Origin of the sequence: Sulfuricurvum sp., assembly GCF_028681615.1 — a bacterium.
GTDB lineage: Bacteria > Campylobacterota > Campylobacteria > Campylobacterales > Sulfurimonadaceae > Sulfuricurvum.
On sequence record NZ_JAQUHV010000002.1, the window covers coordinates 247,802 to 267,289 of the forward strand.

The 19,488-nt window shown below is 43.1% G+C and carries 20 protein-coding genes and 1 tRNA gene; 15 read left to right on the forward strand and 6 right to left on the reverse strand.

Features of this window, described 5'->3' with window-relative positions; all coding sequences use genetic code 11:
- Positions 1-9: 9 nt before the first annotated feature.
- The 3 genes from PHE37_RS04425 to gyrA are packed head-to-tail and all read right to left on the reverse strand — an operon-like array spanning position 10 to position 3,352.
- Entirely contained in the window at positions 10-414 is a 405-nt protein-coding gene (locus PHE37_RS04425) for a hypothetical protein (RefSeq protein WP_299995873.1), read from the reverse strand.
- On the reverse strand, positions 363-821 hold the full coding sequence (locus PHE37_RS04430) for an LPP20 family lipoprotein (protein WP_299995875.1): 459 nt from the start codon (positions 819-821) through the stop codon (positions 363-365). The genes PHE37_RS04425 and PHE37_RS04430 overlap by 52 nt, the downstream gene beginning before the upstream one ends.
- 47 nt (positions 822-868) lie before the next feature.
- A complete protein-coding gene (gyrA, locus tag PHE37_RS04435; protein WP_299995877.1) occupies positions 869-3,352 on the reverse strand; it encodes a DNA gyrase subunit A in 2,484 nt (827 codons plus the stop codon).
- 135 nt (positions 3,353-3,487) lie between these two features.
- Between gyrA and PHE37_RS04440 the strand changes: the two genes are divergently transcribed.
- The 12 genes from PHE37_RS04440 to PHE37_RS04495 all read left to right on the forward strand — a co-directional run bounded on the left by PHE37_RS04440 (position 3,488) and on the right by PHE37_RS04495 (position 13,566).
- Complete coding sequence (locus tag PHE37_RS04440; protein WP_299924792.1) at positions 3,488-3,826, forward strand: P-II family nitrogen regulator; 339 nt, start codon at positions 3,488-3,490, stop codon at positions 3,824-3,826.
- A 246-nt stretch (positions 3,827-4,072) separates the two neighbouring features.
- The gene (locus PHE37_RS04445; protein ID WP_299995881.1) at positions 4,073-5,416 is read left to right on the forward strand and encodes an ammonium transporter; all 1,344 of its coding nucleotides are present in this window, start codon (positions 4,073-4,075) and stop codon (positions 5,414-5,416) included.
- A gap of 13 nt (positions 5,417-5,429) precedes the next feature.
- Entirely contained in the window at positions 5,430-5,768 is a 339-nt protein-coding gene (locus PHE37_RS04450; RefSeq protein ID WP_299924788.1) for a P-II family nitrogen regulator, read from the forward strand.
- A gap of 90 nt (positions 5,769-5,858) precedes the next feature.
- Positions 5,859-7,037: an ammonium transporter gene (locus tag PHE37_RS04455; protein ID WP_299995883.1), complete on the forward strand. Its 1,179-nt coding sequence runs from the start codon at positions 5,859-5,861 to the stop codon at positions 7,035-7,037.
- A 121-nt stretch (positions 7,038-7,158) separates the two neighbouring features.
- A complete protein-coding gene (locus tag PHE37_RS04460) occupies positions 7,159-8,529 on the forward strand; it encodes a phosphomannomutase/phosphoglucomutase (RefSeq protein ID WP_299995885.1) in 1,371 nt (456 codons plus the stop codon).
- Between the two features lie 2 nt (positions 8,530-8,531).
- Positions 8,532-9,539: a dihydroorotase gene (gene pyrC, locus PHE37_RS04465; protein WP_299995887.1), complete on the forward strand. Its 1,008-nt coding sequence runs from the start codon at positions 8,532-8,534 to the stop codon at positions 9,537-9,539.
- Positions 9,529-10,185 carry a response regulator transcription factor gene (locus PHE37_RS04470; RefSeq protein WP_299995888.1) on the forward strand — a complete coding sequence of 219 codons (657 nt, stop codon included), beginning with the start codon at positions 9,529-9,531 and terminating at the stop codon, positions 10,183-10,185. Before pyrC ends, PHE37_RS04470 begins: the two co-directional genes overlap by 11 nt.
- Positions 10,175-11,023, forward strand: a complete 849-nt coding sequence (locus PHE37_RS04475; RefSeq protein WP_299995889.1) for a HAMP domain-containing sensor histidine kinase — start codon at positions 10,175-10,177, stop codon at positions 11,021-11,023. Before PHE37_RS04470 ends, PHE37_RS04475 begins: the two co-directional genes overlap by 11 nt.
- On the forward strand, positions 11,010-11,462 hold the full coding sequence (exbB, locus tag PHE37_RS04480) for a TonB-system energizer ExbB (RefSeq protein WP_299995892.1): 453 nt from the start codon (positions 11,010-11,012) through the stop codon (positions 11,460-11,462). Before PHE37_RS04475 ends, exbB begins: the two co-directional genes overlap by 14 nt.
- Positions 11,463-11,466: 4 nt before the next feature.
- Entirely contained in the window at positions 11,467-11,853 is a 387-nt protein-coding gene (locus tag PHE37_RS04485) for a biopolymer transporter ExbD (RefSeq protein ID WP_300008242.1), read from the forward strand.
- Positions 11,854-11,855: 2 nt separating this feature from the next.
- Positions 11,856-12,551, forward strand: a complete 696-nt coding sequence (locus PHE37_RS04490; RefSeq protein WP_299993721.1) for a 2OG-Fe(II) oxygenase — start codon at positions 11,856-11,858, stop codon at positions 12,549-12,551.
- 34 nt (positions 12,552-12,585) lie between these two features.
- Positions 12,586-13,566, forward strand: coding sequence for a DUF475 domain-containing protein (locus PHE37_RS04495; protein WP_299993720.1), 981 nt, complete (start codon positions 12,586-12,588; stop codon positions 13,564-13,566).
- A 16-nt stretch (positions 13,567-13,582) separates the two neighbouring features.
- On the opposite strand, the gene PHE37_RS04500 is transcribed toward PHE37_RS04495, so the two are convergent.
- Complete coding sequence (locus PHE37_RS04500; RefSeq protein ID WP_299993718.1) at positions 13,583-13,849, reverse strand: hypothetical protein; 267 nt, start codon at positions 13,847-13,849, stop codon at positions 13,583-13,585.
- A gap of 195 nt (positions 13,850-14,044) precedes the next feature.
- On the opposite strand from PHE37_RS04500, the gene PHE37_RS04505 reads away from it, so the two are divergent.
- A complete protein-coding gene (locus tag PHE37_RS04505; RefSeq protein ID WP_299993717.1) occupies positions 14,045-15,562 on the forward strand; it encodes a diguanylate cyclase in 1,518 nt (505 codons plus the stop codon).
- A 61-nt stretch (positions 15,563-15,623) separates the two neighbouring features.
- On the opposite strand, the gene groL is transcribed toward PHE37_RS04505, so the two are convergent.
- Both groL and groES read right to left on the reverse strand, forming a co-directional pair.
- Positions 15,624-17,255, reverse strand: coding sequence for a chaperonin GroEL (gene groL, locus PHE37_RS04510; RefSeq protein WP_299993716.1), 1,632 nt, complete (start codon positions 17,253-17,255; stop codon positions 15,624-15,626).
- 29 nt (positions 17,256-17,284) lie between these two features.
- Positions 17,285-17,545, reverse strand: a complete 261-nt coding sequence (gene groES, locus PHE37_RS04515; protein ID WP_299993715.1) for a co-chaperone GroES — start codon at positions 17,543-17,545, stop codon at positions 17,285-17,287.
- 211 nt (positions 17,546-17,756) lie between these two features.
- On the opposite strand from groES, the gene PHE37_RS04520 reads away from it, so the two are divergent.
- A tRNA-Met gene (locus PHE37_RS04520) sits at positions 17,757-17,833 on the forward strand.
- A 99-nt stretch (positions 17,834-17,932) separates the two neighbouring features.
- Positions 17,933-19,480: a phosphoethanolamine transferase gene (locus tag PHE37_RS04525; RefSeq protein WP_299993714.1), complete on the forward strand. Its 1,548-nt coding sequence runs from the start codon at positions 17,933-17,935 to the stop codon at positions 19,478-19,480.
- The last annotated feature ends 8 nt before the right edge of the window (positions 19,481-19,488 follow it).

Here is a 19,488-nt window from a genome sequence, read left to right on the forward strand (position 1 = left end):
TTGCTTCCCTTATTTGAGTAGGGTGATTGTAACCAAGTCTCCATTAAACTCGACTGCATAGCATTGTGTAGGGAGGGTAAGCGTTTGAATACTTTTGAGTTGGGTTGAGGTGAGTGTTTCATCACTTTTGAGACGAAAATCCTGTGAGGCGGCATATTCTAAAAAGAGTGTCCGATCATGGTTTAGGACCGCCTCAAGGGACTCATTGTCACGGCGTTGGAGAGATAATACCTGTCCGTGATTTTGAGGGCAGGGCTGCATTGCTTTGGATAGGGAAAAAGTCTCTTCAATGGGCTGAGCGTTTTTAGTGGTGAGCCGATACCCTATATAGTAGTTTTCGGCTCCATAGGAGAGGGTCGAGATTAATGCAAGACTCGTGAATACGAAAGAGCGATTTCCATTTCGACTTCGCACAGACCCTCTTTAAATGTGGTATTGAGAATATTGGCTCCGCGAACGATCGCTTCAACCGAGGTTTTAGTGCTGGATTGTTGCAACATCATATTTTTTATGGTGTCTTGGCCTTCAACTTGTACCCCTTTGACCCGTTCTGCGATAAGACGGTATCCGTCTACCATTGCTGCGCGTTTGGCGAGTGCATACGCTTGGGCAGGAGAAGCTGTTACGGAAGGGGCTACCCCTTGACCGGTGACGGTGATGACCAGTTCGTTCTCAGCTCTTAATACAGGCTCGACGCAGTTGCCGTCTGTGCCGCTGTAGACACATTTGACTTTTTGTTCGGAGGATTCATCACTCGAAAAAATACCCGCTTGCAGTGCAGTTACACTGAGCAAAAGGGCGAGAGCAGCAGATAGTCTCATTCTGGTTCCTTGAGGGGTTTGGAATAGTTGCTAATGAATAGCAAATACTATTCCAACTCTAAAGTTCCCTCTGATGCTTCGGACTCTTCTTCTTCTTCTTCATCTTTTTTCGGACAACGTGAGATACTTGCGACATCATCTCCCTTGACGATATAAACACCGCTTGTATTGCGTCCTGATTTCGCAATGGTTTGCATATCGACTCGGATCATTTTGCCTGCTTTGGTCAGAGCCATGAGATCCATGCTTTCGTCAACCATCACACAACCGACAACCGTAGTTCCGGTTTTTTGGTTGAGTTTCATAGCGATAACACCGGATCCGGCACGGTTAGTAAGACGATACTCTTCCGCAGTCGTTCGTTTTCCGATCCCTTTTTCGCTGACCATCAGGATCTCTTCTTCATCGCTTTTAATGATATTGGCATCAACGACGACGTCGCCTTCGATTTTGAATTTGATACCGCGAACACCACGGGTACTACGTCCCTGATCACGGGTTTTTTCAATTTCAAATTTAATACATTGTGCATATTTAGTGACGATAAAGAGATATTTAGTCTCTTCGGTCGCAATGTGGGCCGTGATCAATGCATCATCCTCATCGAGTACGATTGCGCGGACACCGTTGCTTCGGATATTTGAGAATTCGTTCAGTGCCGTACGTTTGACGATACCGTTTTGGGTAAAGAATACGAGAGATTTACTCTCATCAAAATCGGTTGTCGGGATGATAGAACGGATTTTTTCATCCGCTTCAAGGTTGATAAGGTTAACAACCGCTTTCCCTTTTGCCGTACGTGAACCTTCAGGGATTTTATACACTTTGAGCCAGTGAAGCTGTCCGCGGTCTGTTACGAACATCAAGGTATCATGGGTGTTGCACGTATAGAATTTCTCAATAAAGTCATCATCGTACGTCGTAACGGCAACTTTTCCTTTTCCGCCTCGGATCTGTTTTTCATACGCTGCAAGAGGAACGCGTTTGATGTATCCGCGGTGGCTGATGGTGACAACCATAGGCTCATTCGGGATCAAATCTTCGATATTAATATCATCATAGTTATCTTCGATATCGGTGACGCGCGGAATATTGTATTGCTCGACGAGCTCAACAAACTCCTCTTTAATAATTCCTTTGAGGACTTCTTCGCTTCGAAGGATGCTCTCTAGGTATTCGATATGAGCCAAAATCTCTTTGAGCTCATTTTCGATTTTATCGCGTTCCAATCCAGTAAGACGTTGGAGACGCATATCCAAAATAGCTTGGGCTTGGATCGGTGAAAATCCGAATTCAGAGATAAGGCCGTTTTTAGCGGTTTCGCCGTCGGCACTTGCACGAATAAGTTTGATAATCGCTTCAATATGATCAAGCGCTTTTTTCAAACCTTCCAAGATATGGGCACGTGCTTTTGCTTTTTCAAGATCGAAAATTGTGCGACGGATAATAACTGTTTTACGGTGGTTGATAAAGTGTCCCAACATCTCCAAAAGGGTGAAGACACGCGGTTCTTGGTTGAAGACCGAGAGCATGATGATCCCGAAGGTTGTCTCCATGTTGGTCGATTTATAAAGATTGTTGAGGACGATTTCACTCATCGCGTCACGTTTGAGCTCGATGACGACTCGGATCCCTTCACGGTCGGATTCATCGCGGATCTCACTGATCCCTTCGATAAATTTATCCTTGACCAAATCGGCGATCGTTTCGATCAAACGGGCTTTATTAACTTGATACGGAAGTTCATCGATGACAATAACGTCTTTGTTCGATTTTTTCTCAATATGGGTTTTAGCACGTACACGGATTCGCCCGCGTCCTGTTTCATATGCGTCCAAAATCCCTTTTTTGCCGTAAATGGTTCCCCCTGTAGGAAAATCGGGAGCTTTGATAAACTGCATGATTTCAATAAGAGAAGCATTTGGGTTATCCATAAGATGAACCAGCGCACTGAGGACTTCATTTGGATTATGGGGAGGGATATTGGTCGCCATACCGACGGCAATACCGCTCGAACCATTAATAAGGAGATTTGGAACACGGGTAGGGAGAACTTCCGGTTCTTGGGTGGTACCGTCATAGTTATCGACCATGTCGACGGTATCTTTTTCTAAATCTTTGAGGAGTTCTCCGGCATAGCGGGTCATACGTGCTTCGGTATAACGCATCGCTGCAGCGTTATCGCCGTCAACCGAACCGAAGTTTCCCTGTCCGTCTACCAGCGGTGCACGCATTGAGAATGGTTGTGCCATACGAACCAACGCATCATAAACAGAAGTATCACCGTGAGGGTGATACTGACCGATTACGTCCCCGACGATACGGGCTGATTTTTTGTACTTAGCACCTGCTGAAAGGCTAAGTTTGTCCATGGCATAAAGAATACGTCTATGTACCGGTTTCAAACCGTCCCGGACGTCTGGAAGGGCACGCCCGATGATAACGCTCATCGAGTAATCAAGATAACTGCTCTTGAGTGTGTCTTCTATATTAATGTCATTTATTTCGCTGTTGTCTAGCAGATCGTTCATGCGGTCCCCAAAAGTGAAGATAATATGGCTGATTATAACCGAATGAGCCTTAAAATCTAAAAAGCGCTTTGATTTGCTAAATTAGTTAAATAAGGTTACAATTATCATAGACTATTCGATGGAGCAAATACTATAATGAAAAAAATTGAAGCGGTTATCAAACCTTTTAAACTCGAAGAAGTAAAAGACGCATTGGCAGAGATCGGAATTACCGGAATGACGGTAAGTGAAGTAAAAGGATACGGTCGACAAAAAGGGCACAGCGAGTTGTATCGCGGTGCCGAGTATGTCGTTGACTTTCTTCCGAAGATCAAAATGGAAATGGTAGTGGATGATGCAATGGTAGATCAAGTCGTCAATGCCGTCGTTGAAGCGGCACGCACCGGCAAAATCGGTGACGGTAAAATCTTTATCAGCGATATCAATAAAATCATCCGTATCCGTACGGGTGAAACGGATAGCGACGCAATTTAATCAGCACCTACTAATACTATAACTCACATTTGAATGTGAGTATAGGTAAAAATCATCTCATTCTTTTTTTCCACAACATATATTTTTTCCTTATATTCAAAAAACAAGCTGTTTTTAATTTCATCTTTTAAATTGATTAATTTTTAATCAGCAATCTGTACTCTCCTCTTTAGATTACTTTGTACAATGGTATTCGACATTTAGTTAAATACGGACCGTTGAAAAAGTCCAAATTAAGGAGAAAAAATGAAAAAGTGGCTTTTAGCTTTATCGCTATTGGGCGTATCGGCATTTGCCGATGACGCTAATGCAACTGCTGTTGCAGCGGCTGCAGAACCTGTACTGAATTCAGGTGATACAGCATGGATGATGATCTCAACTGCATTAGTTATGTTGATGACACCAATCGGTTTGGCGTTGTTTTACAGCGGTATGACTAGAGCGAAAAACGTTCTAAATACATATGCAATGGTTTTTGGTGCATTTACGATTGCAATGATTGCATGGGTAATCGCAGGATTCTCGATCGCATTCGGTACGGCTGAGGGTTCAATGAACCAAGTGATCGGTGGATTTGGCAATGTAATGCTTAGCGGTATCAGCTGGACAGATTTTGCAAGCGTAGAGCTTGGGCAACTTTATCCTAAATTCGTTTTTGTTGCGTTCCAAGGGACGTTTGCTGCAATTACAGTTGCGATTGTTGCCGGTTCTGTTATTGAACGTATGAAGTTCTCTACATGGATGGTATTTGCGTTTATCTGGACAATCGTGGTTTATGCACCGATTGCACATATGGTATGGGGTGGCGGTTACCTCTTTAACGAAGGTGCGCTTGACTTTGCAGGTGGTACGGTTGTTCATATGAACGGCGGTTTGGCTGGTCTTGTATTGGCTGTATTGATCGGTAAACGTGCAGGATATCCAAAAGTGGCTATGAAACCTGTAAGTGTTATTCTGACTGCAGTGGGTGCAGGTATGCTTTGGTTTGGCTGGTACGGGTTTAATGCCGGTTCAGCTTTCGGTGCAAATGCGATTGCAGGTGTTGCATTCCTTACAACAACGATTGCTGCTGCCGTTGCAACGGTTACATGGATTGTTGTTGAGTATATGGTATTCAAAAAACCGACATTGCTCGGTGCTGCGTCAGGTGCAATTGCCGGTCTTGTCGCGATTACTCCTGCTGCAGGGTTTGTAAGTGTTAGCGGTGCATTGATCGTAGGTATCGTAGGTGCAGTAGTAGCATTCTTTGGTGTAACAGCATTGAAGAAAAAATTGGGTTATGATGATTCTTTGGATGCATTCGGGGTTCACTTCCTTGCAGGTTTATGGGGTGCTATCGCAACCGGTATCTTTGCTCTTGATGATAAAGGATTGCTATGGGACGGGCCGCTTAAAGCGTCTGGTGACCGTATGGGACAAATCATGGTTCAAGGTGAATCAGCTCTATTGGTCGGATTGTTTACTTTAATCGGTACGATCATCGTGTACTATGTTGCAATGGCATTAACCGGCGGTTCACGTGTTAACGAAGAACAAGAGAGCCAAGGTTTGGATGAGTCTGTACACGGTGAACGTGGATTTAATCTTTAAGAAGGAATGAACAATGAAAAAAATTGAAGCGGTTATCAAACCTTTTAAACTAGAAGACGTAAAAGATGCTCTTGCGGAGATCGGAATTACCGGAATGACGGTAAGTGAAGTAAAAGGGTACGGACGACAAAAAGGGCACAGCGAACTTTATCGCGGTGCCGAGTATGTTGTTGACTTTCTTCCGAAGATCAAAATGGAAATGGTAGTGGATGATGCAATGGTAGACCAAGTGGTTAACACGGTTGTTGAATCTGCCCGCACCGGTAAAATCGGTGACGGCAAAATCTTCGTTAGCGAGATCAGCAAAATCGTCCGTATCCGTACGGGTGAAACAGATATTGAAGCCATTTAATCATCTGATTAAATTTTAATCATATTTTCTTCTCCAATTGTCTTGATTGGATATATAATGCACACCTTTATCTCAAATTAAAGGTGCTGCATGGATACTGCGTACGTTATCGACACTCTCTTTGCCCTTTTTTCAATCACTTTGATTATCTTAATGGTTCCTGGTTTCGCAATGCTCGAGGCAGGTTTGGTCCGCACAAAAAACGTTTCCAGTGTTTTAACCGTCAATGTAATGATCTACGCGGTTGCGTCGATGGCATTTATTTTGATCGGATTTCATTTGGCATTTGGCGGAACAGAGACGACTAGCATGAGCAAGTGGGCTTTTTTTATGTTCCAGATGGCCTTTGTCGGTAAGGCGATCAATATTATGAGCGGTGGAGTCGGAGAACGAGCCAAGCTGTTGCCGTTGACCTTGTTTACGATTATTATGGGTGCACTGATCTATCCGACAGCGGTGAATATTAGCTGGGGAAGCGACTGGATCAAAGATACGATTTTTGATCTAAATTTTGTTGATTTGGCCGGTTCAACCGTTATTCATTCGACCGGAGGATGGGCGCTGCTTGCCGCTATTTTAATCATCGGACCGCGTAAAGGGCGCTATGTTGGAGATCAAATCCGTGTTATTCCCGCGTCTAATATCCCGTTGGTTGTTTTGGGCGCAATGCTTCTTTGGATCGGATGGTTCGGATTTAATGGCGGTTCAGTCGGCTCAATCGCTACCAAAGAGGCGGCAGACAGCGTTGCATTGACGATTTTTAATACCAATGTCGCGGGATTGGCGGGTGCGATTTCGGCAGGTATTATCATTTATGCACGCTATAAACTCTTTGATATCACGATGATTCTCAATGGGGCGTTGGGCGGATTGGTAGCGATTACCGCAGGTCCTCATTTGTATACATTATATGATTCTTTGGCCGTCGGTTTGATCGGCGGAGTGTTGGTCGTTCTTGCGATTCCGATTTTTGACCGTTTCCGAATTGATGATCCGGTCGGGGCATTGTCGGTCCATTTGGTAAACGGTATTTGGGGCACGTTGGCAGTCGGGATTTTCGCTTCAAATGCTGAAAAGGGGATAACGTTTTTAAATCAGCTCAAAGGGGTTGCCGAAATTGCTGTATTTGTATTTACCGTATCATTTGTAGTGATTTATGCAATCAATAAAGTGGTGGCATTTCGCGCATCGGATGAAGATCAGCTGCAAGGGCTCGATGTCAGTGAATGCGGGCTTGAAGCCTATCCCGAATTTAAACGGGCTATTTAATACCTTACTTAACACTTTTGTAACACTTCTTTATTATTCTTCTACGGGGCTTTTTGCCCCATAATACACTCTTTTACTGTTCACATTGTATAATCGGTTATTGTTTAAACGAAAGGTTTTTATGTCTATTTATCGTGAATATGATATCCGAGGAATTTATGAAAAAGAGCTCAATGAAGAGACGATTACCCGCTTAGGGTATGCTTTGGCGGCTCAGATGACAGAGTACGGTGAATACGTCGCCGTTGGATACGATGCGCGCTCCCATTCTCCGATTCTTTTTGAATATTTAATCAACGGTCTCAATGCCGGAGGGATGAAAGTTTTAGGGATGGGAATGGTACCTACACCGGTCAATTATTTTTGCAATTATCAAAGTTTTGAGGGTATTACACCGTGTGCTTCGGTGATGATCACCGGTTCGCACAACCCGAGTGAATACAACGGATTTAAAATCACGATCAATAAAGCCCCTTTTTTCGGCGAATCGATTTATGCTCTCGGGCGTATGATCGAAACATCGCCGTTTCCTCCGAAAACAGAACGTCAAGTGGTAGAGATCGATGCCCTGAGCCGCTATAAGACGTTTATGGTCGAATCGTTCGGACATTTGCGCGGAATGAAAGAACGGATTGTGTATGACTGCGGTAACGGCGTAGCAGGTCTTGTAATTGAGGATATTTTTAATGCGCTTGAGCTGAAAACCCAAGGGATTTATGTTGATCCCGACGGAACTTTCCCGAACCATCACCCCGATCCGAGCGAAGAGCACAACCTCGAAGACGTTAAAAAACTTTTGGCCGAAGAGGGTGATATTGCTTTTGCCTATGACGGAGATGCGGATCGAATTGCGGTATTGACCCCTAAGAATAACATTAAAGGGGACATGATGGCCATCTTGTTCGCTTTGAAGATGAAAAATCCTACCGTAATCGGTGAAGTGAAATGCTCGCAAGTGATGTATGACACCCTGCGTGAGCGCGGAGCGACTGCCGTCATGTACAAAACCGGGCACTCGAATTTGAAAGTCAAAATGAAAGAACTGCATGCCGATTTGGCGTGTGAAGTGAGTGGTCACGTCTTTTTTGCCGATCGTTATTTCGGCTATGACGATGCGATTTATGCGACCTTGCGAATGCTTGAACTGATCCAAGAAGGTATTGATTTGGATGCGGAGATCGCGAAACTTCCACAGGTATTTTCAACTGAAGAGATCAAAGTAAAAACGACGGAGCAGGAGAAATTTCCGCTTGTCGCCAAACTGAAAGAACTTTTGCAAACACCTCCGGCAGAATTTCCCGCTATTCGTGATATCATCGAAGTGGACGGACTAAGGGTCATTTTTGAAAAAGGGTGGGGTTTGGTACGTGCCAGTAATACAACCCCTATTCTCGTTACCCGATTTGAATCGACAGAGCCGGCGGAAGCGGTTCGTTATGAGGAAGCGCTCAACGCTTTGATTCAAGAAGCTCAACATCAGTTAAAGGTATAAAAATGAAAACAATAACGTTAACCATGCCGTTGGATATGCATCTGCACTTACGTGACAATGAGATGCTCGAAACGGTTGCTCCACTCACCTCGTATAGTTTTAGCGGCGCACTTGTCATGCCGAATCTTGTCCCTCCCGTAACGTCTAAGGAGATGGTCAAAGAGTATAAAAAACGGATCAAACATGCGATTGGACGGGATGATTTTGAACCGTATATGACCCTGTTTTATCAAAATTACAGCCGAGCTTTTTTGGAAGACGTGGCGGAAGAGATCACCGCGATCAAACTTTATCCCAGCGGTGTAACGACCAACTCGGAAGGGGGGGTTTCAAGTTTTGATATTGAATCGATGCGCCCAACACTTGAAGCGATGGCCGATTTAGGGATCGTTCTGTCAGTACATGGAGAGACAAACGGTTTTGTCATGGATCGTGAAGCGGAATTTATGTCTGTTTATGAGATGCTGGCATCCAATTTTCCAAAATTGAAAATTGTAATGGAACACATCACGACGGCGGAAGCGGTGGCCATGTTGGATCGCTACGCAAACCTTTATGCGACCATTACGGTACACCATTTGATGATTACCCTCGATGATGTCGCGGGGGGGCTGCTTCGACCGCATCTGTTTTGCAAACCGATTGCAAAACGTCCGGAAGATCGGGCCGCACTTCTCAAAATTGCACTTGATGCCCATCCGAAAGTGATGTTCGGATCCGATTCCGCACCGCACCCGAAACACACAAAGGAGTCGTGCGGATGCGGGGCAGGGGTATTTACCGCTCCAATCGCATTGCAGCTGCTGTGCGAAGTGTTTGATGCACACGATAAACTGGATAATCTCCAAGCCTTCGTCAGTGACAACGCACAACAAATTTACGGGATTTGCGCCGAATTTAAAGAGGTTGTGTTAATTAAACATGATTTTGTCGTTCCGGAAATTTATGGCAGTGTTGTACCGATGAAAGCGGGCGAAACACTCCGATGGGCGATTGAGCGTGTCGACTAAAATTTTGCTTCTCGAAGACGATTTGCTGTTCGGTGAATCGATTATGGACCTCCTTGAAGAGGAGGGATTCGAAATGGTTTATTGCCGTAACGGGCAAGAAGCGTTGGATGAAACGTACAAAAACCATTTTGATCTTTATCTTTTGGATATTAATGTTCCGCTGATAGACGGTTTGTCGCTTTTAAAAGAGCTGCGCCGTGCAAATGACACCACACCTACGATCTATCTGACGTCTCATCAAGAGATTGAAACACTTTCACAGGCATTTGAAATCGGTGCGGACGATTATCTCAAAAAACCGTTCAATACCGATGAACTCTTGGTTCGTATACACGCTTTATTACGCCGAAGCAAAGGAAAAAACCGTTTGTGTATCGGAGAGTTGTGTTTGGATGAATTGCACAAGTGTATTTTGTTAGGGGGAAAAGAGATCCCTTTCTCGCTAAAAGAATACCAGTTGATGTCCCTTTTTATACGCAATGCCGGAGAAATTGTGACGAAAGAGATGATTATGGATACCCTCTGGAGCCCTTCTGAGATGATCAGTGACGGAGCGATACGGGTTTATGTGAACCGTCTCAAACAAGAGATCGGCAGTGAGTCGATTGTTAATATACGCGGGGTAGGATATCGTCTTGTTTCGTAGTTTCACCATTGCATTGGCTTCGCTATATGTGACGACAACCGCTATTTTGATCACCGGAATCTATTACGTTCATCAGATATTGGGTGTTCAGCATTGGGGAATTATCGTATTTGTTTCTTTGATTATAACTCTTGTTGCAGGGGGTGTTTTGGCTAAAATCGCGATCACACCGTTGAGGGAGCATTTTGAGCATTTGGAACGATTTTCGAAAGAGACATTGCATGAGTTGAATCTTCCGATCAATACGATCACAGCCAATGTCCAAATGCTCCGTAAAACGCATGATGACGAAAAGTCTTTAAAACGGCTTGAGCGTATCGAGACAGCGGCAGAGATGTTGAAAGAACGATATAACGAACTCGATTATTTGATCAAAAAACAGACGGAACGTGAACAGATCGAATCTTTTGAACTCCGTGATGTGATAGAGGAGCGTTTGGGATTTTTGCGTGCTCTTTATCCTGCCGTGGAGTGGGAAGTTGTTTTGGAATCATGCGACGTCAGTCTGGACCGAATCGGATTTGGGAAAGTGATCGATAATTTAGTCGAAAACGGCGTTAAATACTCTCCTCACAATCCGCATATTACTATTACGCTGTACAATTGCGTTCTGAGCATTTGTGATCAGGGAATCGGTATGGATGAGATTACTTTGATGCGAATCTATGATCGTTATTTCCAAAATGATACTACAATACCGGGATATGGAATCGGGCTGAGTCTTGTGAAACGGTATTGTGATCGTCATCATATTAATCTGCATGTTTCTTCCAAAGTTGGAGAAGGGACATGCGTCAAACTTGAATTCAAAAAAAAGGAAAAAAATGGAAAACAGTAGTTGGCTGGAGTTTGCACATTCGGCTGTGGATTATGGGATTATCGGCATATTGGTACTCATGAGTATCGTCTCGTTGTGGCTTTTTATTGAGCGGATGATGGCATACGGAGCCGTTCGTGTCGGAGATTATGAGACGAAAGAGGAATTGGAACTGGATTTAGGGAACAATGTCAGTACGATTGCTACCATCGGATCGAACGCACCTTATGTCGGACTGCTTGGAACTGTTTTGGGGATTATGATCACCTTTTATACCCTCGGTGATGTCGGTGCGGTTGATCCGAAGAAAATCATGACGGGGCTTGCTCTTGCGCTCAAAGCGACTGCAATGGGTCTTGTCGTTGCAATCCCTGCTATCGTGTTTTACAATATTTTGCTCCGTAAAATGGAACGTCTTTTAGCTCAGTGGGATATCAACGCTCACCAAAAACGAGGGTAATTCTATGAGAATGAAGCGTATCGATACGATAAATGTTATCCCGTTCATCGATATTATGCTGGTCCTTTTGGTGATGGTTTTGACTACCGCTACGTTTATCCGAACAGGACTTATCCCGGTCGATCTTCCCGAAGCCAAAGGGACGGCAGCGGAGCATAAACCGAGTGAAATGAAACTGACGATCAAAAAAGACGGGACTTTGTGGGTCGATGAAAAAACGCAGGTAAGTCTGGCAGAATTTGAGAAGCGTGTGAGCGAAGGCGGAAAGAATATGACGGTGGTCCTTTACAGTGATAAAGAAGCGGCATTTCAAAATTTTGTCGGAGTCATGGATGTCTTAAAACGACTCGGACACGAGCAGCTTTATATCGTCACTGACAAGCAGAAATAGTCGTGCATCAAATCAGCAACTACGTTTACGCGCGGGATGAATTGCTTGCAATGGATATCCCTACCAAGCGACTTCCGAATCCTTATCATGATTTCCCGTATATGGTTATCGAGGGGGTTTTGAGTCCTGCCGAATGTCGTGCCATTACCGCAGCGGCATTAGAGGATAAAGAAGCGGTTCAGGCAGAATTACGGGGACGTTCACTCGATACTGCTATTCGTAAAACCGATATTCATACACTTTCATTGGAACATCGAGCTGTGTATGACTGCCGTTTTGAAGCGGTAAGAAAAGAGATTGAAGATTTTTTTGCCCTTTCCCTCAGTACTTCGACCGATGTCCAAGTATTGGGGTATGAGAGCGGATCGTTTTATGTCAAGCACAGTGACGATGCGAGCGAACTGCAAAATCGCGATGGACATACTGTCGGATTTCATACCGTTGCCCCTGAGCGAAAACTCACGACGGTATTATTTACCACCTCCTACACCCCCAATCCTACGGATACCGATCATTTCAGCGGAGGCGAACTTCTTTTTAACTACCTGTGTGACGAGGGAGGAAATACGATCACTTTGCGCCCGGAAGCAGGGGATATGGTAGTGTTTTTCAGCAACCCCTATTTTTCTCATGAAGTCCTACCCGTAAAATCAGGATACCGTCTCAGCCTAGTACAATGGCATAATGCCCACAGTTAAGCTATAATTTCTTATCTTTTTTTGAAGGGCATTAATGCGCTACTTTTATACTTCTTTTATTATTCTTGCTATCGGATTGATAGCGGGGTATTTTCTGGGGGGGTTCGAGGGCGTTTATATCGCCGCGTTATTGGTTGTACTGGAAATCTCGCTTTCGTTTGACAATGCCGTAGTAAATGCCAAAATATTGGAGACGATGGAACCGGTATGGCAGGAGCGGTTTATCCTTTTCGGTATGCCGATAGCGGTGTTCGGGATGAGACTTTTATTTCCGTTGGCAATTGTCTCGATTGTGACGGGAATGGGGCTTTTTGAGACCCTTCAGGTAGCCATGGATGAGCCTCACCGGTATGAAGCAATCCTTAAAACAACCGAAACGACCATTTTTGCCTTCGGGGGCGCATTTTTGCTCATGGTATTTTTGGATTTCTTTTTCCAGGAACATGATGTCAAATGGGTCACCTTTGTAGAGGGTTCCAAGATGATGGAGCAGTTTTCCGGAGTAGCGAACATCGAGCTGATTACCGCAATTATGGTTGGAATCGGGTTAGGTCATCTTACGCAAGACTTCGGAGTCGTATTGGCCTTTATGTACGGGGTTTTGCTCCACTCGCTCCTCAATATGCTCGATCACTTCCTCTCTTCCGATACGGTCAAAAGCGGGATCGCCGGGTTTATCTATTTGGAAGTATTGGATGCGAGTTTCAGTTTCGACGGTGTGATCGGGGCGTTTGCCCTTAGCAGCAATATTTTTATCATTATGATCGGGCTAGGAGTCGGAGCGATGTTCGTTCGGAGCATTACCCTCTATTTTGTCGAGCATAAAACCCTTTCACAATTCCGCTATCTCGAACACGGCGCCCATTACGCGATCGGGATTTTGGCCATTATTATGCTGATGAAAATCACTACTCATATTGACGAAGCGGTGACAGGTACGATCGGTATCGGATTGATCTCAATTGCCTTTTTACATTCGATTTGGGAAAACAGACAGGCGAATACAGAAGAGTAATTTTTCCCTGCCGTCTTTAGACGGCATCCTCTCCCTTTTTCTTCCCTTTATAGTATTTTATTATTCCGTATATGCTAATCACTATCCATGTAGATTCCATCAGAAATGAGGAAAGATTCCAGTTATACAACAGTGAAATGATAATGAGAAAGGCTCCAAGTGTATTTAAAACGGAGAAACCTAAATCTTTTGCATCCATTTTCTCAAATTGCAACAGTGTATAAGCGATGATGATAACGATTACACCGAGGATGCCGAAGAAGTCGCTAAGTGTTACATGCATAGGGAATTCCAATTTTAGGATGATTAGAGAAGTGTAGCGAATAAGAGTTAAAGAGAGAGTGTTACAGAAAATATGATTTTATTCGCTTAAAAAATACATTATATAGACCATTCTTTCCACGATATGATACAATAGTTGCATTATGATAGTTTTGTTTTTTTAATAATTCTCTCAAATTGAAAGTGGAAGTGTAGAGTGAAAATTGTCCATTCATCGAAACGTATCATATCCCTATTATTGGCACTGATCAGTTTGATAACTTTGATTTTTTTGTATATGGGGCATCTACAGCACATACTGGTTTTGGAAACGATTGTAGAAAATGAGAAAGATATTGGCGGTAAAATTTATACGAATACTTTTAAATTGGTGACCGAACATTATGAATCGGTCGCAAACAGTCTTTTATTGAATGATGACATTACAAATGCTTTTGAGAAACGCGATCGGAAGAAACTGTTAGCCTTGACGGAACCGATTTATAAACAGCTCGTCGCTCAAAATCCCTATCTTAAAATTATGCATTTTCACACACCGAAAAGTGTGAGTTTTTTAAGGGTTCATCAGCCGGACAAATTCGGAGATGATTTGAGCAGTTTTCGATACATCGTCAATAATGTCAACGCACAAAAGAAAAAGCAAACCGGGCTGGAAGTGGGGCGCTATGGGATCAATTATCGGGTTGTCGTACCGGTTTTTAATCATCAGGGAAAACATTTAGGCTCATTTGAATTCGGCATCGACATCGATTATATTTTCAATATTTTCCATAAAGATTATGGGCTTGAAAATATTCTTTTCGTCAATAAAGAGGTATTCAAAATCATTCACGGAAATAATAAAAAATTGAAATATAAATCTTTTTCCGATAAATATTATGTTTTGGAACCTTCGGATAATTCGATCAGCAATATTATTACTCCGTCGGATCTTGCTAAAAACTACTTTTTTGTTAAATACAAAGGGATGGAAAATCTGGTCTTTACCGTAACGGAGATGAAAAGTGTTACGGGAGAAGAGATCGGGGAAATCGTGTTTGTCAAAAATATGAACGCGTATGATTCGCAGATTACTTTTTTACGAAATATCTCGGTCGCCTTGGGATTGTCACTTGTATTTTTATCGTTTTATCTACTGAGAAAAATCTTCCATCATTATACCCATGCGATTGATACGTATCAAAGTCAGTTGGAGATTAAGAACAGAACACTTTCCAAACTCAGCAATATAGACCATCTGACCAAAGCACATAATCGACGATCGATTGAAAGAGTCTTGAGTAAAGAACTAAATCGAGCCAAGCGTTACGAAAAACCTCTCTCCATCATCATGATAGATTTGGATAATTTTAAACATGTGAATGATATACATGGGCATAATGCAGGGGATACGGTATTAAAAAATACAGCAAAAATAATACAGGGGATGATTCGGGAATCTGACTATTTCGGTCGATGGGGCGGAGAAGAATTTGTGCTTATTGTTACCGAAACACCGATAGAAAAAGCCGCTATTGTTGCTGAACAAATCCGAAAAGCGATCAATACACATGATTTTTCCGAACCTTCCACGGTGACATGCAGTATCGGTATGGCACAAATGCGTACGGGTGATAATGCAACAGAAGTAGTCGCAAAAGCCGACAGTGCCTTGTATCAAGCAAAAAACAGCGGAAAAAACAAAGTGGTTTTGTATAAAGAGAAAGGAGAATAAAAGGGATTTGTTTGGTTTTGTTCGCCGAAACACCAAGCAGTTGGTGTTTCTTGAGGCGAACTTACATCATACCCGGCATACCGCCGCCCATGCCGCTCATGTCCGGCATAGATGGTTTGTCTTCTTTGATTTCATGGATCGTTGCTTCCGTTGTTAGAAGCATACTCGATACCGATGTTGCATTGGTCAATGCAACGCGCTCAACTTTGAGCGGATCGATGATTCCCGCTTCGTACATATCGACGTATTCGCCGGTAGCTGCGTTGAATCCGATGTTTTCGTTGGTCGCATTCGCGATTGTGTTGACGACAACACCCGCATCGTATCCCGCATTTTCAGCGATTTGTTTGACCGGTGCTTTGATCGCACGGAGGATGATTTCCCAACCGATTTTTTGATCTCCGCTAAGATCGTGAGTAATTTTTGCCGCCGCACGGATCAATGCCGCACCGCCTCCGATAACGATACCTTCTTCAACTGCTGCTTTGGTTGCTGAGAGAGCATCGTCTACACGGTCTTTTTTCTCTTTCATTTCGGTTTCGGTCGCCGCTCCGACTTTGATAACCGCAACACCGCCTGAAAGTTTCGCAAGACGCTCTTGGAGTTTTTCTTTATCGTATTCGCTGGTTGTTGCTTCGATTTGAGTACGGATCTCTTTGATACGCATTTCAACCATTGCTTTTTCACCTGCACCGTCTACGATGGTCGTGTTGTCTTTGCTGATAACAACGCGTGACGCTTGACCGAGGTCTGCTACGGTTGCGCTGTCGAGCGTACGTCCGATCTCTTCAGAAATAACTTGTGCACGAGTTAATACCGCGATGTCTTGGAGCATTGCTTTACGACGATCACCGAATCCCGGAGCTTTTACCGCAGTGATGTTGAGTACGCCGCGTAGTTTGTTGACAACCAATGTTGCTAACGCTTCGCCTTCGACGTCTTCAGCGATGATGAGAAGCGGGCGTGAGCTTTTTTGAACTTGTTCCAATACCGGAAGAAGGTCTTTGAGGTTTGAGATTTTTTGATCGAAAAGGAGGATAAACGGATGATCCAACTCTACGGTCATTTTCTCAGAATTTGTGATGAAATACGGGCTGAGGTAACCGCGGTCGAATTGCATACCTTCTACAACGTCGAGCTCATCGTTGATCCCTTTTGCTTCTTCTACGGTGATAACACCGTCACGGCCTACTTTATCCATCGCTTCTGCGATCATTGCACCGATGCGCTCATCGGAGTTTGCCGAGATGGTTGCAACTTGAGCGATCTCTTTTTTATCATTGATAACGCGTGACGCCGCTTTTAGCTCTGCCAAAATCGCTTCCGTCGCTTTGTCCATACCGCGTTTGATTTCGATCGGATTGGCACCCGCAGTAATGTTGCGAAGCCCTTCTTTGAAAATCGCGTTGGCAAGGATGGTTGCAGTAGTAGTACCGTCTCCCGCTTCGTCCGCAGTATTGGAAGCTACTTCACGAACAAGTTGCGCTCCCATGTTTTCAAGAGGGTCTTTGAGTTCGACCTCTTTAGCAACCGATACACCGTCTTTTGTGATGGTCGGTGCGCCGTAGCTTTTTTGGATAAGAACATTGCGCCCGCGCGGCCCCATTGTTACTTTAACAGCGTCGGTAAGTTTTTGGACACCTGCGGCGAGTTTGTTACGTGCGTCGTCTGAAAAATGGATCTCTTTTGCCATGTTAATATTTCCTTCTTAATAGTGTTTGGTTATTTGATAATTCCGAGTAAATCATCTGTTTCGATGACCAAATACGATTTTCCGTCAAGAGTGAGTTCACTGCCGGCATATTTACCGAATACAACAGTGTCTCCCGTAGAAACGTTTTCTACCTCTGTGCTCACAGCAAGGACAGTACCTTGTGAAGGTTTCTCTTTTGCATTGTCAGGGATAATAATCCCTGAAGCGGTTTTGGTTGCCTCTTCAAGACGTTGAACCAAGACTCGTTTTCCAAGCGGTTGAAAGTTCATAGCATTTCCTTTTAAGTGATTTATATGCTCGGGATTGTACACGAGTTTAGGTTAATTGTCAATGTCTTAGTCTATACGACTCAATTAATGTGAGCTTATAGTGTGTATATTAAATTCGGATTTTATTTTTTTTTACTTTTAGTACATCTTTTAGTTTTTAATAAGCAATGGTTGACTATAATTCCGGCCTTATCCAATTCTACTTAAAGATGGCTGGGTAGCTCAGCTGGTTAGAGCGCTGGTCTCATAAGCCGGAGGTCGGGGGTTCGAGTCCCCCCCCCGCCACCATCTGAAAAATCCCTGTTTTACACATCACGAAAAAAAATCTACACTATAATTTACGTATGCAATCAACAGATGTTTTTATCATTGTTATGAAAGTGTGAAGTGAAAAAAAAGATTCAAACAGAGTTTTATACCAATAAATCGTATTTTTATTTCGGTACATTGATCGCTTTGCTGAGTATGTTGCCACAGTTATTCTTTTCTCCAAATTCGGTTCATTCTACTTATTTGCTCATTACGCTCGTTTTGTTGATCATGATCCCGAAGTTCAGCAAGATACTCTTGTCTATTTTTATCATCTTTATCAATCTCAGCAACATACTGATCGGCCATATCGCCCTTCATTGGGGGTATGCATTAGCGGATATCAAACCTCGTATCGAAGTTGCTTTTTTATCTCCGATTTATGAAACCAGAGAATATATGACGCACTATATAGACTACAGGGACTATATCCTCGTTTTCTATACTTTTTTTGTTTTGTATCTTTTATTCAAATTTATACGACATTTCACCCACTCTTACAAAGTTTTTAGAATTATAGGGCTGGGGGTCTTTGTATCGATACTTTTGTCGGTTACTTTTTACATTAATCCGGTCAGGGAATTCGAACCTTTCAGCGTTCCGTGTGAAGTGTGCAGTGTGATGGACGATAAAAAGAAAATTGATCAGATTATGCAAAAAAGAGAAGAATACATAAGTCATCTCAAAATACTCAAAGCCAATAAAAAACATCAGATTTACGACAAAGTGATAGTCGTCATGGGTGAAAGTGCCAATAAAAACCATATGTCACTTTATGGTTATAAATTTCCGACAACTCCCTTTTTGGATTCGCTCCGACAATCTCGTGATCTGTACGTCTTTAATGCTATTGCACCTACGAATCAGACGCGATATTCACTCCCCATCGATTTAACCGAAGCGAATGTGCACTATTATGAGAACCGGTATTATCACTCATGCTCTATACTGACAAATTTCAAAGCCAATGATTATGAAACGTATTGGATTTCCAATCAGGGGCGGGTGGGGAAAAACGATTCATCGATCTCATCAATGGCATATGAAGCGAATTTGTCATTTTTTGCCAATCTGAATTATTTGGAAGCTAAAACCGATGAGGTTCTCTTGGATTATCTGAATAAACTGCGAACAAATCCGGGAAAAGAGATGTATCTCGTACATATCATGGGATCGCATTCGGATTATGTAAACCGATATAACACAGAGACTGCTTTGTTTAAAAATGCAAAGAATATTGTGGAAGAGTACGATAACAGCATCCACTATAGCGACTACATTTTAAGTCAAATTTTTGAGCGATTCAAACATGAAAGATTGCTGCTCATCTATCTATCGGATCATGGAGAAAATATCAATCTTGAAAACAACGGGCATGGTTTTTTGCCGCCGTTTAAAGATGAATATACCGTCCCCTTTGTCATTTACAGCAATGTTAAAAATCCGAGATTAGACGAAATTTATCGGGATAACAAAAAAGGGTATTTCAATTTGGAAAATTTTAACTATATCGTTCAATATCTCAGTGGGATCACCAATCATAAAAATTTATCATTCTCGCATGACGTTATGGCTGTCGAACCAAGCAATATATTCAATTTCGATGAATTGGATTTTTATAATTAATCTTCCTG

What these genes read in the sequence shown, in the direction of transcription:
- PHE37_RS04495 (WP_299993720.1), top strand. Translation starts at nt 12,586, where the DNA reads ATGCGCTACTTTTATACTTCTTTTATTATTCTTGCTATCGGATTGATA.
- PHE37_RS04485 (WP_300008242.1), top strand. Translation starts at nt 11,467, where the DNA reads ATGAGAATGAAGCGTATCGATACGATAAATGTTATCCCGTTCATCGAT.
- PHE37_RS04450 (WP_299924788.1), top strand. Translation starts at nt 5,430, where the DNA reads ATGAAAAAAATTGAAGCGGTTATCAAACCTTTTAAACTAGAAGACGTA.
- groES (WP_299993715.1), bottom strand. Translation starts at nt 17,545, where the DNA reads ATGAACTTTCAACCGCTTGGAAAACGAGTCTTGGTTCAACGTCTTGAA.
- pyrC (WP_299995887.1), top strand. Translation starts at nt 8,532, where the DNA reads ATGAAAACAATAACGTTAACCATGCCGTTGGATATGCATCTGCACTTA.
- PHE37_RS04445 (WP_299995881.1), top strand. Translation starts at nt 4,073, where the DNA reads ATGAAAAAGTGGCTTTTAGCTTTATCGCTATTGGGCGTATCGGCATTT.
- PHE37_RS04500 (WP_299993718.1), bottom strand. Translation starts at nt 13,849, where the DNA reads ATGCATGTAACACTTAGCGACTTCTTCGGCATCCTCGGTGTAATCGTT.
- PHE37_RS04440 (WP_299924792.1), top strand. Translation starts at nt 3,488, where the DNA reads ATGAAAAAAATTGAAGCGGTTATCAAACCTTTTAAACTCGAAGAAGTA.
- groL (WP_299993716.1), bottom strand. Translation starts at nt 17,255, where the DNA reads ATGGCAAAAGAGATCCATTTTTCAGACGACGCACGTAACAAACTCGCC.
- PHE37_RS04460 (WP_299995885.1), top strand. Translation starts at nt 7,159, where the DNA reads ATGTCTATTTATCGTGAATATGATATCCGAGGAATTTATGAAAAAGAG.
- gyrA (WP_299995877.1), bottom strand. Translation starts at nt 3,352, where the DNA reads ATGAACGATCTGCTAGACAACAGCGAAATAAATGACATTAATATAGAA.
- PHE37_RS04430 (WP_299995875.1), bottom strand. Translation starts at nt 821, where the DNA reads ATGAGACTATCTGCTGCTCTCGCCCTTTTGCTCAGTGTAACTGCACTG.
- PHE37_RS04455 (WP_299995883.1), top strand. Translation starts at nt 5,859, where the DNA reads ATGGATACTGCGTACGTTATCGACACTCTCTTTGCCCTTTTTTCAATC.
- exbB (WP_299995892.1), top strand. Translation starts at nt 11,010, where the DNA reads ATGGAAAACAGTAGTTGGCTGGAGTTTGCACATTCGGCTGTGGATTAT.